Below are 14887 nucleotides of genomic sequence, written 5' to 3'. Positions count from 1 at the left end.
TTTTTTACTTCGTTCCAAATCCACACAAGTTTTTTCATACTCTTATAACCGGATTTTTTTTTTCTAAAGCATGTGTCAATAAACAAAAGTTAGGACTACTTTAAATTAAGGGATAAATGCACTAACAAACGGTGGTTTATTCATTGAAAGAATTTAACTCTATACTTTCATATCCAAAAAACAGGATAATTTCTATCTCTTCGTAAATTATTAATTAATAATGCCATCAACACAATAACAATGGACCCTGTTAATACTGTCGTAAATAAATATTCCCATGTATAAGAGCCAAGTATTACTATGATTGGGTCTGCCCCGGCGGGAGGATGGGTCGTTTTGGTTAACATCATCAAACTGATAGCTAATCCAACCCCCAAGGCCAGAGACCATGGTTCATTTCCAAATGTATGATAAACCACCAGTCCTATTAATGTGGAAATGAAGTGTCCGCCTATGATATTTCTAGGTTGTGATAAAGGGGAATTCCACAGCCCGAACGCTAATACACAACTTGCACCAAATGAAGCTATTAACAATGGTGTGTATGTAAAATGTGTCAATAAACCAAGAATGAAAATAGTAATGGTCCCACCCATGAATCCAGTTATTATATCCTTCGTATTTACTTTCAGAGGACTCTTGCCCTTTCCCCTCATTTTTATTAAATAAGAAGGGATGTTTTGTTGATCAAATCCTTCTGGTTGCTCCTTTTTTGCTAAATTTCCTTCTGTAATCAAATTATGTTCCTCCTTGCTAAAAAAGCTACCCACTGATTATATTACAAAACTTGATATTTTAGGTGAAGCAAAACTCCCTAAACTCTATGCCAATTTCAACCTAATCAACCAATTTCGCTTCACAACCTTACAAACCTGCCTGTAACTGCTATTTGACATCCAGCTTCAAAAATAGGTCATCATCAAAAAAATGGCCAGTAACAGAAATACGCTCTGTTACTGGCCATTTCCAAAATTATACTTAATTGAAATTGACAGTTGAGATATATTGAACCGCTCCTTGTTCAGCTACTAAATTCATCTAAATGTTCTCCATAAGAAAAGGAGCTGATCAGCAGCTCCTCGTAATGATGTAACGCACCCGTTCGTTCAATAAGACTTATCGAAGAGCTGACACAAACAATGCGGAAAGATCATAGTTGATCTGTAACGTAATAAATGGATATTTTTGAGATAATTATAAAGGTTTCCAGAATGTTAAAATACCTTAACCTACCTTCAGTTACATATATCTTTAGTTCCTAACACATCCGTATTTGGAGGTTCATAGCCCATCTGACGTGCCATGGCCATTATCTGTCCTTTGTGATGGAATTCATGAGTGGTCGTATGCATCAACAATTTACTTGGTGTCATGGAAATGGGCTCTCCTCCCTCTCGCCACGGAATCTGCCTTTGTATTGGTTCATCCATTTGATGTTTCAGCACTTTAAATACTTCGTTCACATAAAAATCCACTTGTTCAAAGCGTATTTTTATTTCGTCCAAACCGAGTACCATTAAATCTTCATTTGAAGTGATCGGATTCTTCGTTTGTAGTAAAACAAATGACCCAAGCCAAGCATTGTAACAGTCCGCTATGTGAACCAGCGTGTCTCTAACACTTTGAAAACCAAAGCCATTTTGACGAGTAAAATCACTTGAATCCAGTTCACCACAAAAATCAAGTAATATTCCCCGAGTTTGTCTGATCCATTCATATTCGTTTTTATTCACTGCATTCACCTCTCAGGATCACGTTTCTTGTTCATCTGGCTGCGTCGTTCATTTTAGCTGATTTTTTCTAAAAAATTCAAATTTTAAACGACAGGGTTTTCAATAACGTTATACTCTCTCTAACCCATATAGGCAATTTTACATATATACCATAGGTGCCGCCGCAATCCCTGATATTGAAAGCAAGTATCCTTTAGTTTTTACATTCACCCAAGTCAAATCTTGCAATTTCTTGGTTTTCGATCGTTGCAACGAGGAAAGCATCACATGCATACTCTTTCAGCTCCGTTAATTTTTCTTTGGAAGGTACACGTAGTGGAACTTGGGGATTTTCTTCGCTTACACCTAAATCATAGGTAAATGGTCAGCATTAATAATGGATAACTGGGATTGACCGAATCCTACTCCACTTTCGTTATAATCGTCAGGATTGTATATATTGAAACCTATCACATCTTTTGACACCGATTTCAATTTGGATTTGGGCTCAATCTTAAGTTCGATTCCTTTATCAGCTTCTTCGATGCTACCTACTGGTTCATTTCCATTATTTTTAATGGTGAATGCATAAATTAAAGCCGTTGGTATTAGCTCCTCTCCCTTTTTTTCTCCTTCGGTTATCCCAATCGCACCAACCAAGTTTTTATCTTTCACAATATCAACTTCCGCATCTACTAGCTCCAGAGAAGGCTTTGCAGAACAGCCTGATAAAAAGGATAAAACAAAAAATAAGCTAATAAAAAGAACAAACCATTTCCTCAAGTAATCACCTCTATTTTAAAATACCATATTTTACCTAAAAATTACATGAAATTCTGCTTAATTCACTGCATCTTTTGGCCCTGTTAGTTCGCATATTTCACAATTATAATTAATATTCAATTGATCTATTTTACTAATATGGATTTTTTCACTAACATGCCCGTCAAATGGAAAAATATTGATCTTAATTTGAGAATAATGGTGGTTTCCATTCAAAAGAAGGAGCAGCAAATGAAACTCCCGCGCGGAAAGCGTTTCTGCTTATAAAAGCTTATGTTTTTACGATAACTCTTTCTTTCGCCTTTAGTGGGAAAGACTACTTTGAAAACAAGTACAACTTCGGGACAATAATCAAGAATGCAATCAGCTCAACGAACGTGGCATCAGTGGAACAAAGCAGACAGCAAGAAAGCTGTCTCTCTTTTATTAAATGAGCACCAATGTTTAAGGACAGAACCTTATCATATACAGAATATAGAAATGTGTATTTTATTTACAAAACACATTTGGGGGAATGAAAATGAACACAGAGATGCCTTTAGTGGTGGATGGAAAATTGGTAGTAAGCAGAAAAGAAAAACACAGAAATCACAGAGAAGTAAAAAGCAAAGCTAACGAAATCACGCCCGTATTCACTACAAGAATGGAAAACCGGCAATATAATAAAGCAACCAATAATCTGGATATCAGAAATGTCTTGGATGTAGGATCTTTCTTGAGAAACATCACAATGGATTGGAGAACCCATGTCACCCATGTAAGGAAATGGGTGAAAATGAGTCCGGCTAAAACAATCATCGTATCCGGAATATTCACGATTTTATTAACACTTACGGCTCAAACCGCTTCTGCCTGTATAGATGAATATACGTATGTCGTGAAAGATACGGATACGATTGAAGCTATTTCTAAAAAACACGGTGTTACACCGCAACAAATCAAAGAGGCAAACGGCATCACTTCAATTAAACATCACCAAAAATTACTTTTACCGAGTGTTAAAGATGCGCATGTTACAGCCACTTCTTTAAATGTTCGTTCATCGCCAAGTACAAGCAGTTCCATTGTTGGCAGCTATAAAAAAGGGGATGTAGTAAAACTTATCCATGTGACAAACGGATGGGCAGAAATAATAATCGAAGGCAGAGTGGTGTTTGTGAGTGCCGCTTACCTTTCCACATCCAAATCAACGGATAAAGGTACAAGTCCTGTTATTACTGCTCCATCTACATCTGTTCAAGCTAAGACGATGTATGTACATGCAAGCTCGTTACGAGTTAGGGCCGTTGCCTCTGCAACTGGTTCAGTATTGGGTTCCTTAAAACAAAATAGTAAAGTAACGGTCGTTTCAACTACTAATGGTTGGGCTCAAATCACGTACCACGGGAAAAAAGCATATGTAAGCGAGAGCTATTTAACTGCAAAACCGCAAACAAGCAAACAAGAGAACCCTTCCCAATCTTCCGTATACGTTATTAAAAGTGGAGATACATTTACTAAGATTTCCAAACGATTAGGCATTCCCGTAGCTGTTATTCAAGAAGCAAACCCTAAAGTGGACTCAGCAAAATTAACAATAGGACAAACGATTAAAATCCCAGTCGTCTCTCCCCCTACTCAAGCCAATACGACGATTAAAGTTAAAGGGATGGTTACTGGAGTCGACTCAACGGGCGTTTTCCGATTCATAGCGAATGATGGTGTTACTTATTCAGCCAAAGCCACTTCCGATTCACTGAAAAATGAGCTGTTTTCATTACAAGGCAATGAAGTGGAGTTAACATTGGACAGTAAACGCGGCAAACAAATGACGCTGATTGCCATCCATCCATTCAAATAACACACAACGAAAAGAAGCATCCAGTTGGATGCTTTTTTCATTGGGCTTTTTTATACGGAAAAACTTACTGTCTACGTTTGTGTTTTTGAGATAACATACTTTCTTGAACGATTTACGGAGCAGGTTAGTTCAATAAAAACCCTCTAACTATCCCATTTTTTGGTATAATTTAAAGAGGGAGCACTATAGAAAAGAGGTTGTCGAAATGACGGAAGAAGCTATTTTAAATTACGATGATTTATTTAATATGTTAGATAATCTTTTAAGAGAACCTAAAGAATTTTGGGAAGGTTTTTATTCTAATCGTGATAAAGAAATACCTTTCTTTAAAATAAAAGGTCCTGATGAGAACCTAGTCGAGTATTTTGAAAATGGTCTAAAACCTACCCGTGTATTAGAAATTGGTTGCGGACCAGGTAGAAACGCTATTTATATGGCTCAAAAAGGTTGTAAAGTGGATGCTCTAGATATTTCACAGAATGCTATTGATTGGGCAATAGAAAGGGCAAAAGAAGATCAAGTAGATATAAACTTTCAATGCCAATCACTATTCAGTTTTTTCTTTGAACCTAATTCATATGACTTTGTTTACGATTGTGGTTTACTTCATCATATAGCACCCCATAGACGATTAACATATTTAGAAGTAATTAAAAAAGCACTTAAACCAAATGGCTATTTAGGTTTAGTGTGTTTCAATACAGATGGTGCAGTAGATACTTCTGATTGGGAAGTTTATAGAGCTGGTAGTTTAAACAGAGGTATAGGTTATACAGAGAAGAGACTTAAAGAAGTATTCACAAAGGATTTTGACATCATTAGTTTTAGGGGAATGAAAAAGATTACTCAACCAAGTGAATTTTTCGGAGAAGAATTTTTGTGGACAATCTTAATGCAAATGAAATAGTTGTTGAAAGGTGCGTTAGTTCAAAATGATTATTTTTAACACCGTCCGAATAATCGGAACGGTGTTTTTGCTTTTATAAATATGGCCATGGTAAGTGGACCGAAGTTAGCTCTATAATAAAAGCGAAACTTCTTGAAAAAATCGAGCCCTTAATTGAAGAACTAAAATCTGAGCTCACTTATTAAATCACTTGATTCTTACCTCAGATGAGTACCTGCTACTCATACGATATAATACCGTAAGACTATTGTTTACGTATGCTCTATCTTGTTCTTATGAATATTTTTTGAGAGATTCCATTATTAGTAATTCGCATAAATCTTCATAACTTATTTGATTGGCGTGGGCTTCTTTAGGCAATAAACTAGTTTGCGTCATACCAGGTAGAGAATTCGCTTCAATACAATAAATTACATGATCCTCATCAACAATAAAGTCAATTCTAGAATAGACCTTTAATCCTAATAAATTATGTACCTTTAACGCCGTGTTTTGCAACTCTTCAGCTAGACTATTGGGAATATTTGCAGGAGATATTTCTTCACTTGCACCTTCTTGATACTTACTTTGGTAATCGAAGAAACCTTGCTTAGGAATAATTTCTATAACAGGTAAAGCAGAACTTCCAATGATGCCAACAGAAAACTCTCTACCATCTATTTTTTCTTCGATTAGAATAGTACTTGAAATACCCTTCATTTCTTCTAAAGCTTTATGAAGTTCATCAGAATCATTAAGAATGATCACGCCTATACTGGACCCGTTATCATTTGGCTTGAAAACCACTGGATACTTAATTTCCGGTATTTCTTTACCAAAATGATAAATATCCCATTCCGGCGTTTTGGTTCCATTAAAAGCCATTAATTCCTTTGAAATTATTTTATTCATCGCTAATAGACTGCCCTCATAAGCGCTACCAGTATATTGAATACCGTATATATCGAATAAGGCCTGTAACTGTCCATTTTCACCGATACCACCATGAAGAGCAAGGAAGCAAATATCGGCATCTTGACAAATTTCTAACACATTAGGACCAATTAAAGACTTTTGATTATTTTGCTGTTTTCGTAATACTTCCAAATTAGGTTTTTCTTTAGGCACATTATAAGTATATGTTTCTTTTTTATATTTTTTATAAGCGGATTCAAAATCAGAAACATCTTGTAAACCTGTATAAATATCTAGTAATAATACATCATGATTTTTAGAAACTAAAGCATTGGAAATTTGAGCACCAGAAGCAAGAGAAACATCCCTTTCATCACTTAACCCGCCAGCTAATACAACTATTCTCATTTTTTACCTCCCATAACGATTATTCCCTATTCATTATATATCAAGAATGGAAATGGAAAAAGTTTCATGAGAAACACATGTGTTATTTTGAATGATAGTTCCATAGGAAAGCTTCCTTCAGACAGCTCCGATCTTCAGCTATTGCACCCGTTAGTTTAAGTACAATCCTTCACAATTTTTTTTAGAAATCGGAATAAGTTGCCACTACAACTTAAAGACAGATCTAATAGAAGAGAAGAAAAACATAAATAATCTTATAATTTTTTTCACTGGAGTTTTTCAGTAACTTGTACTTCACCTATTTTTATATAATCTAGCTTTTCATAAAAATGGTGATTTCTTTTGTTTAAATATCTGGTACAGGTTTGGGCTTACCGATCATCAAGACCATTTTGAAGCAGCACAATGTAGACTTTGGACTTGAATTGAAAAATAATAGGTTAGTGTTTTTTGTGACATTCGTGTAACACACCGGGATTACACTGGTTATGGAGGTGCAATACATGAAAAAAATACTATCAATCATGTTAATTGCTACAATTGCAACGAGTGTTCTTACCGGCTGTGTGAACGACAAAAATATACCTAGCAAAGAGGTCCATTCACAAATAGATAATTTAGACTTTAACTTTAGTGTGGATCCAGAAACTTTAGCGTTTGAGGTAGAGTCCAATGGAACTATTGAAAAAGCATCGGAACCACTGGAAAAAATGGAGGTTTCAAATTTAGAAGACAGTGGAGATACTATTACCTGGAGCTATTTAGAAAAGGAAATTGATGTTGAAATTGAAAAAAAAGATGATTATGTAGATGTATCCATAATATCTAACAAAGATGGAGATAACATGTTCGCGTGGCCGAAAGTGAAAGGTGATGGATATATGCTCCCGTTAAATCAAGGGAAGTATATTCCAAGCAATGATTCTATTTGGAAAGAATATTTAAGTGAAGAAAAAATGAAGGTGATTGAGGCTTTTTCTATGCAGTTTTTTGCAGTTGAAAAAAGTGAGTATTCACTAGTCTATATAATTAAAAATCCTTATAATAGTGAAGTTAATTTTAAGACAAAAAATGATATTGAGTTTACTTTTAATCATGAATTTCCAGCCATTAACGAACAGAAGGAATATGGTTTTAGAATATATGTAACAAAAAAAGATCCAGTAGATGTTGCAAAGACCTATAAAAATTATTTGGTTGAACAAGGGGACTTCAAAACCTTGGGCGAAAAGACGGAAGAAAATAGTAATATTGAAAAGCTTTATGGTGCCCCACATGCTTATTTTTGGGATAGAACTGTGATTTCAGAGGAAAATATAGAATGGGCTATACTGAGAGACGCTATCCCTGAAAAACTGAAATCATGGATTCAGAGGTTACTAAATACTAAAGTTGAGGATGGTTCAGAACTTTCATCGGCCTTTAATGATTTAAATAACTTAGACTATGTAGACAAATATACTAAAAATAGAATTGTCAAAGGCTTAAGTGCTTTACTTCAGCTAAAAGAATTCTATAATCCAGAAATTTTTACTGAAGCAGATAAAAAAACACAGGAATTATTGAACAAAGGAATAGACCATATAAATGCTGTTGAATTAATTGACCTAAATAAGAGATTATTAAAAAGCGTACTTGGAAATGCAGTTGATCCAATAGAGCAGTGGGCAGATGCAAATACTGTAGATGTGATAAAGGATATGAAGGATTCTGGGCTAGAAAATATGTGGATTGGTTTAGATGACTGGCAAGAAGGATTTATTAAACCGGAGTTAGTAAAAGAAGTAAACGATATGGGCTATTTAATTGGCACTTATGATTCGTATCATTCAATCCACGAACCAGGTAAAGAGAAATGGGAAACTGCTAAGTTTAAAGATACTTCACTTTATGAGAATGCAACTGTCACCAATAAAGATGGGAACAAGATCGAAGGATTCCAAGGTCAAGGTAGAAAGTTGAATCCGACACTTGCAATGCCTAGTGTAAAAGAAAGAGTAACTTCAATTTTAAATACGGGCTTAGCATTTAACTCATGGTTTTTAGACACGGATGGTACTGGGGAGATCTACGATGACTATTCTCCAGAACATGTAACTACTGAAGAGGAAGATATCCAAGCAAGAATCAAGAGAATTGAATATCTGCAAAAAGAATGGAAAATGGTAGTTGGAACTGAAGGCGGCAATGATTTTGCAAACAAAACTGTTGCTTTTGCACATGGAATAGAAACGCCATCATTTTCTTGGATGGATGAAGATATGGCGAGAAACAAAGAAAGTGAGTATTATGTAGGAAGATATTATTCGAGTACTGGCGGAGTACCCGAATTATTTTCTAAACAAATACCTTTAAAAGATAAGTACAAGAAGCTGTTTTTGGATACAAACTACACTATCCCATTGTATAAGTTGGTCTACAACGATTCAGTGATTACGACTTATTGGTGGGGATGGGGAACTTTAAAAATAGAAGATGAAATATCCAATAGGATGCTGTATGAAGTACTTTATAATGTACCTCCCTTATATCATATTGATAAACACGAGTGGGAAAAACATAAAGAAACAATAGTAAGACATTCTGAGGTATGGTCTAATTTCAGTAAAAAAGCAATAACGGAAGAAATGACAGATTTTAAAATCATATCAGACGATAGATTAGTCCAAATGACAGAATACGGTAAAGAATTGAGTGTAGTAGCCAATTTTTCAGATGATGAATTTAACTTTAAAGGCGATAAAATACCGGGGAAATCACTATTAATTATTGATGGAAATAGTAAAACTATTTATACCCCGGAAAAGTAACATTTTAATTGCATATTTTTCATGAGGCATTCTTCCAAGAGACTGAATCCTTGGTTGGCTGCTTTTACTACAACTTATTGCTAGTTTGAAAAACATATTACCAGCTTAAATGTAAGAGGCCATTGGAAAAGTCCATGTGAATCAAAAGGCATCGTTTACTCAATTTTTTGAGCGAACGATGCCTTTTTTAAACAGTCACTTTTTATACAGTTAAACCCATATTAGGGAACCCTAAAATCCACACTGACAAAAAAGTAATGCACATAAACATCAAGCATTTTAAGATATAAGAAAAAAGAGCTGCCAAACCAACTCCCTTATTGAAGTAAAGCACCCCGTTAGTTTAAGTGCGCTCACACACCTTACAATTTTCATTCTAAATCAATGAAGTCGGGTTACTTAAAATACCATTTTAATGCATTCGTGTACAATATTTTTTCTGTAGCTTTTTCATCAAAAAGACGCTGAATCAATTCAATGTCTGCATACTCAAAGTGTCTTTTCGCCCTTGTAGATGGCAAATCTGTTCCGAACATAAGAGCGTCTGGGTTACTATCATAAATTGAGTTTAAGGCATTCTCAATATTCAATTCTACACGGCCAAAACCAGTGGCTTTAACTCGAATGCCTTTATCCACCAGCTTTAATAAATGAGGTAATCCCTCTTCAGATAATCCTAAATGGTCAATTGAAATCGCAGGTAATTTTACAATAGTTGATGAAATTTCTGGTAACGCTTTTGAATCAATATAAAGCTCGCTATGCCACCCCACTAAATCAAATACTCTCCTGGCAAAGTAATCGAACTTCGATAAATCTTCTGAACCGCCTCGTTTTATATTAAAACGCAGTGCTTTTACCCCATTTTTATTTAAACGTATGATTTCTTCGTCCGTCACCGTAAAAGGTAATTGCGTAACGCCACAAAATGTTGATCCCATTTGTTTAAGGGCCTTCAATAAATATTCTTGGTCAAAACCTTGAAATGACCCGGATACAATCGCTCCACCCAATACATTTAAATCAGCAGTTTCATTTTGATAATCTTCTACAGCATAGCTAGGTGGCATATATCCTTGGTTTTCGATGATCGGAAAATCAAAATCGATAATATGAAAATGTGCATCAAAAATTCTCATTTCAAATCCCCTTTCTTTTCTTTAACATAACAAATATGGGACACACACAGCCTTCAATTTTTCATTTAAGTACAGATTTATTTGTTCATCCATGCCCCCCTCCTACACTATGAACGATTGAGTATTCGATAAGTAAACAATAAATATCACATTTTTTCATAAAAAAAGAGAGCCTTCTGCAGAAGACTACCCAACCAAGCACCCGTCAGTTCTATAACATATTGTTGAGTAGACACAAACTGTGTAACAAATAGTATTATTTTTACAGCTCCAACTCATTGAAATTCTTTTATATATTTTATTTTTTCTTGAGTAATTCAACAATCCTAACTAATAAAGAAATAATTATAGATAACAGCAAAAGAAAAATACATGAAAATGAAATCATAACATCTTCTAAGACAGGAAGTAATGCCAATAACAAGATAAAGCAGCCAATAAATATTAATAAAGAAATCGAGATATATTTCGCCATAAAAATCCTCCTGGTAATATCAGTACCATTTTTAAATCATTTTATAGGAATACTCTATTAATATCAAAATGTAACAGTCCCAAGACACTACGCTTGTAGATCCATCCTGCCCCGTTAGTTCATCAAGAAAAGCGATTCTCATTAAAGAATCGCCCCGATTGATGAAGAATATCAATGAGAATAATTAAATATACAGGATGCATTTTCCCTTGAATGAGATTGGCATGGTGGGCATAACCCCCTCACCATGTCTCCTTTTTTTCTTTTTGGAACCAAGCCTCCAGCAGCTCTTGCTCTCTTTCCAGTGATATCCCTGTTTTTCGATCTGTATCCTGTCTCGCTTTTTCCCATTGATACACATCATAAATAGTATCTTCAAGAGTCCGGAAGGAAAGACCAGCTTTAATAGCTTTTTCTATGCTGATGGAAAAAGATCCTTTCCACGGTTCTGTTTCTCCTTCTAACGGGAAGTGTTCAGGAATCCAAAAAGGCATTTCCGTCCATGGCTCAACTTTGTGCTCCACTATAAACTGTTCTTCTGCCCAGACAAATTCGGTATCACTGTTTGTGACAGCTTTACAGGTGTTTAATAGCTCTTCCATTGTCAATTTATAATTGGGACCTGTAACATTAAACGTGCCCTTTTTTCTGCTTTCTGCCATATTGAATACCCATGTTGCTATATCTTTTACGTCAATCAATTGAACAGGACGATCTGTACGTCCCGGCACCAATACTTTTCCACCCTGTGCCACACGCTGAACCCAGTACGAGAGCCGATCCGTATAGTCAAACGGTCCGACAAGCAGCCCTGCTCTAACATGCAACACACGCCCCGGCCAATGCTTTTCCGCTTCAGCTTCACAAAGTACCTTCAACGCACCGTAATACTCATAGGGAGAAATTTTCCCTTCTTCAACGTCTTTCAACTTATCATTCGGAGGCATCGATTGTAAATCATAGTCTTCCGTAATATTGAGGGGAATCCAATCCTTATAAAGAGAGATGCTTGAGATATAGGTATAATGCTCGACGTTATCCCCAAGTACAGTCGCAATTTTTTTGATTTGATGCGGAGCAAGTCCGCACGTATCCATTACAACATCCCATTTCCGGTTTTCCAGGAGTGAAACATCACCGTCTCTATCACCAGTCAGCTGCTCAATCTCAGGAAATATCTCTTTATTGGTACCGCGATTAAATAATGTAACTTCGTGACCTCTTTTCAATGCTTCTTTTACCAAAGCTTTTCCTAAAAAACGAGTACCTCCTAATATTAGGACCTTCATCGTTTTCCCCCATTCATTTTATAGAGTGTAAAAATACCTTTCATTTAACTAACGTTTTTCCTTCTTAAAAAGATATGGAGAGTAAAAAAATTTATTCATTTTTATTATTTCTACAAAACTCCGTCGTTCCCCTTTCCTCTTATTCAAGAATTGGCGATTGTTCCATAAGAAAAATCTAGAATTCCATAATAGATTAATTAAGTTAAAGATTAGAGGATAGTTAGAGGAATGATTATTATATTTGGCTAAAACCAGGATGAAAATGAATAAAAAAATTATTAGTTGGACTTTCTACCATAACATTAATTATTATTGGTTTTGTCTCTTACATTTCATTAACAACGATAGATCCATTAAGTGAGAAAGAATTTCCAAAAACTCGAGAAAAAGCAAAGGAAACGGCTATTGAATATTTTCAAAAAGAAAAAGATTTAGATGTTGTTATAACTGAAGTTGGAGTAACGGGAGAAATGGGATATAAAGTTTGGATCGAAGGACATGAGCTGAATAATGAACAAAAAAAGATTGTTGCAATTATAGATGTTGCAAAAGAAGATAAATATAAAGTAATAAGTTCTAATATCGATTAAATATCAATTATTACCTATAATTGATTTTACCTTATATATGATTCACCATAGAATTCCACCTTTAAAATCAAAAAATGCCTAACCTATTTGTAGAAATAGAAAGAAAGGATGGCGATTTTGTATGAATCTATCAATTTCTGATGAAAAACAATTATTTTCTAAAGAATTACAGCGACATATGTCACAAGGGTCCTACCAACAGCCATAAAAAATAAAGGGTGATACATATTAGATATGATTAATATGTATCGCCCTTTTACTTCATGTTTTACAATCGGGACCGTTTGCTGGATAAAACTACACTTGATATCTCTGAATTAAATCTATAAACGTATCGACAAATGATTGTAAGAATTGAACAGTTCCTTCATTCTTAATTTTCCCGCTTTCATCCAGCAAAGCTGCCGCGTTACTCAAATAAGCTTCCGGTTGGTGAACCACTGGCATATTTAAGCATACAAGTGTTTGACGTAAATGGTGGTTTGCACCAAACCCACCTAAATTACCAAGTGATTGACTAATAATTGCTGCTGGTTTACCATTCCAAACACTCGCTCCATAAGGACGTGAACCTATATCCATTGCATTACTTAATACAGCTGGCACAGAACGGTTATATTCAGGAGTTACAAATAAAAAAGCATCAAATTGCTTCGTTTTGTAACGAAATGCCGTATATTCTGGTAGGACATTATTTTCACCATCATCATCCTGATTATAGAATGGGAGATTTCCGATTTCGATACATTCTGTTTCATATCCCTCGGGAAACAAAGCTGCAACATTCGATGCGATTTTTTTAGAAAAAGATTCTTTTCGTAAGCTACCAACTAAAATACCGATTTTTGTCATTTACTATCATCCTATCTCTCAATGTTATTAATCATCACTTATAAAGGTAACCATTTAAAGTGGTATACTAGTGGGCATTAAAAATTGGTTTAGGTTCGTTAATTAACTGCTTCATTTTTTTGTTTTTCAATTTCCCGTCTTACTACTGGCATTACTTTAGTCGCTAATAATTCGATCGCACTTTCAACCTGGGAAACCGGCTGACAAATATCAAGCTGCATTATAAAGCGTTCATGCCCAAATAATTCATATTGATAAAGGATCTTTTCAATGATTTCTTCAGGACCTCCAACAGCAAGTGCATCGTTTTTAGAGACAGCTGCTGCCACTTGCTCTTTAGGAATATTTCTTCTTGCCATCGATCCAATATAATTCGAATAATATGGGTGAAATTCATCCACAGCCTGTTCTGCCGTCTTGCCAATATAGCCATGGCTTGTGATTGCAATTTTCAGGTCCTCTTCTGCGTGTCCTGCCGAAATCCCAGCTTGACGATAGGCTTCCACTAAAGGTTTTACATAAAGAGGATTACCTCCTAAAATGGCGAGTGCCATTCCAAGACCAGCCTGCCCAGCCCGAACTGCACTTTCAGGGGTTCCCCCCACTCCTCTCCAAATGGGAATCTTATTTTGTTTTGGTCTAGGTGCAATCTCGCTATTATTTAGCGGCGAACGAAACTTTCCTTGCCATGTAACACGTTCATTATTATTTAATTCATGTAACAATTGTAATTTCTCTTCAAAAAGTTCATGATAATCATCCAAATTATAGCCAAAAAGAGGGAACGATTCGATAAATGATCCTCTACCTGCCATAATTTCCGCACGGCCACCTGAAATTAAATCTAATGTCGAAAAGTCTTCGAATACTCTTACAGGATCTGCTGTACCTAATACAGTTGTAGCACTGGCCAATCGGATATTTTTTGTTGCTTGTGCAATCGCTGCTAACACAACAGGTGTCGCTGAAACCGCAAAATCCAAACGATGATGTTCCCCTAAACCAAAAATATCCACCCCAGCTTCATCAGCCAGCTTCGCTGTCTTCATGATATTTTGAATACGCTCTTCCGCAGAAATGACTTTTCCGGTAATAGGATCCCGAATCAGTTCTCCAAACGTATAGACACCAAATTCAAACTTACTTTGATTTTTCTTGTTCATAAGGCAAACCCCTCTCGTTCATATC

At 35.5% G+C, this 14887-nt stretch carries 12 protein-coding genes; 4 read left to right on the top strand and 8 right to left on the bottom strand.

Translation table 11 applies throughout. The features are described 5' to 3' along the window. Positions 1-167: 167 nt before the first annotated feature. From ABE28_RS24190 to ABE28_RS24180, 3 genes are all read right to left on the bottom strand, one after another. The gene (locus ABE28_RS24190; RefSeq protein WP_257390837.1) at positions 168-677 is read right to left on the bottom strand and encodes an HPP family protein; all 510 of its coding nucleotides are present in this window, start codon (positions 675-677) and stop codon (positions 168-170) included. Between the two features lie 558 nt (positions 678-1235). Beyond that, positions 1236-1733, bottom strand: coding sequence for a DinB family protein (locus tag ABE28_RS24185; protein WP_064465391.1), 498 nt, complete (start codon positions 1731-1733; stop codon positions 1236-1238). 345 nt (positions 1734-2078) lie between these two features. Further along, positions 2079-2495: a putative periplasmic lipoprotein gene (locus tag ABE28_RS24180; protein ID WP_064465390.1), complete on the bottom strand. Its 417-nt coding sequence runs from the start codon at positions 2493-2495 to the stop codon at positions 2079-2081. 520 nt (positions 2496-3015) lie between these two features. On the opposite strand from ABE28_RS24180, the gene ABE28_RS24175 reads away from it, so the two are divergent. Both ABE28_RS24175 and ABE28_RS24170 read left to right on the top strand, forming a co-directional pair. After that, the gene (locus ABE28_RS24175) at positions 3016-4335 is read left to right on the top strand and encodes an SH3 domain-containing protein (RefSeq protein WP_064465389.1); all 1320 of its coding nucleotides are present in this window, start codon (positions 3016-3018) and stop codon (positions 4333-4335) included. A gap of 205 nt (positions 4336-4540) precedes the next feature. Next, on the top strand, positions 4541-5242 hold the full coding sequence (locus ABE28_RS24170) for a class I SAM-dependent methyltransferase (protein ID WP_064465388.1): 702 nt from the start codon (positions 4541-4543) through the stop codon (positions 5240-5242). A gap of 273 nt (positions 5243-5515) precedes the next feature. On the opposite strand, the gene ABE28_RS24165 is transcribed toward ABE28_RS24170, so the two are convergent. Then, positions 5516-6544 (bottom strand): D-alanine--D-alanine ligase family protein, encoded by a 1029-nt coding sequence (locus tag ABE28_RS24165; RefSeq protein ID WP_064465387.1) that lies wholly within the window; start codon positions 6542-6544, stop codon positions 5516-5518. A gap of 503 nt (positions 6545-7047) precedes the next feature. Between ABE28_RS24165 and ABE28_RS24160 the strand changes: the two genes are divergently transcribed. Beyond that, positions 7048-9354 carry a glycoside hydrolase gene (locus ABE28_RS24160; RefSeq protein WP_064465386.1) on the top strand — a complete coding sequence of 769 codons (2307 nt, stop codon included), beginning with the start codon at positions 7048-7050 and terminating at the stop codon, positions 9352-9354. A gap of 395 nt (positions 9355-9749) precedes the next feature. Here the strand turns inward: ABE28_RS24160 and ABE28_RS24155 are convergent, their stop codons facing one another. After that, the gene (locus tag ABE28_RS24155) at positions 9750-10493 is read right to left on the bottom strand and encodes an amidohydrolase family protein (RefSeq protein ID WP_064465385.1); all 744 of its coding nucleotides are present in this window, start codon (positions 10491-10493) and stop codon (positions 9750-9752) included. A 717-nt stretch (positions 10494-11210) separates the two neighbouring features. After that, entirely contained in the window at positions 11211-12257 is a 1047-nt protein-coding gene (locus ABE28_RS24150) for an SDR family oxidoreductase (protein WP_064465384.1), read from the bottom strand. A 266-nt stretch (positions 12258-12523) separates the two neighbouring features. Here ABE28_RS24150 and ABE28_RS24145 point away from each other — a divergent pair, with 266 nt between their 5' ends. After that, positions 12524-12847: a hypothetical protein gene (locus ABE28_RS24145; RefSeq protein WP_064465383.1), complete on the top strand. Its 324-nt coding sequence runs from the start codon at positions 12524-12526 to the stop codon at positions 12845-12847. Positions 12848-13144: 297 nt separating this feature from the next. Here the strand turns inward: ABE28_RS24145 and ABE28_RS24140 are convergent, their stop codons facing one another. Both ABE28_RS24140 and ABE28_RS24135 read right to left on the bottom strand, forming a co-directional pair. Then, complete coding sequence (locus tag ABE28_RS24140; RefSeq protein ID WP_064465382.1) at positions 13145-13699, bottom strand: NADPH-dependent FMN reductase; 555 nt, start codon at positions 13697-13699, stop codon at positions 13145-13147. Positions 13700-13797: 98 nt separating this feature from the next. Next, positions 13798-14862, bottom strand: coding sequence for an LLM class flavin-dependent oxidoreductase (locus ABE28_RS24135; protein WP_064465381.1), 1065 nt, complete (start codon positions 14860-14862; stop codon positions 13798-13800). Positions 14863-14887: the final 25 nt, after the last annotated feature.

Source organism: Peribacillus muralis (assembly GCF_001645685.2).
Taxonomy (GTDB): domain Bacteria; phylum Bacillota; class Bacilli; order Bacillales; family DSM-1321; genus Peribacillus; species Peribacillus muralis_A.
Note: the sequence above shows the minus strand (reverse complement) of the source record. Positions and strands in the feature narration are given on the sequence as shown.

What these genes read in the sequence shown, in the direction of transcription:
- ABE28_RS24175 (WP_064465389.1), top strand. Translation starts at nt 3,016, where the DNA reads ATGAACACAGAGATGCCTTTAGTGGTGGATGGAAAATTGGTAGTAAGC.
- ABE28_RS24170 (WP_064465388.1), top strand. Translation starts at nt 4,541, where the DNA reads ATGACGGAAGAAGCTATTTTAAATTACGATGATTTATTTAATATGTTA.
- ABE28_RS24165 (WP_064465387.1), bottom strand. Translation starts at nt 6,544, where the DNA reads ATGAGAATAGTTGTATTAGCTGGCGGGTTAAGTGATGAAAGGGATGTT.
- ABE28_RS24160 (WP_064465386.1), top strand. Translation starts at nt 7,048, where the DNA reads ATGAAAAAAATACTATCAATCATGTTAATTGCTACAATTGCAACGAGT.
- ABE28_RS24155 (WP_064465385.1), bottom strand. Translation starts at nt 10,493, where the DNA reads ATGAGAATTTTTGATGCACATTTTCATATTATCGATTTTGATTTTCCG.
- ABE28_RS24150 (WP_064465384.1), bottom strand. Translation starts at nt 12,257, where the DNA reads ATGAAGGTCCTAATATTAGGAGGTACTCGTTTTTTAGGAAAAGCTTTG.
- ABE28_RS24140 (WP_064465382.1), bottom strand. Translation starts at nt 13,699, where the DNA reads ATGACAAAAATCGGTATTTTAGTTGGTAGCTTACGAAAAGAATCTTTT.
- ABE28_RS24135 (WP_064465381.1), bottom strand. Translation starts at nt 14,862, where the DNA reads ATGAACAAGAAAAATCAAAGTAAGTTTGAATTTGGTGTCTATACGTTT.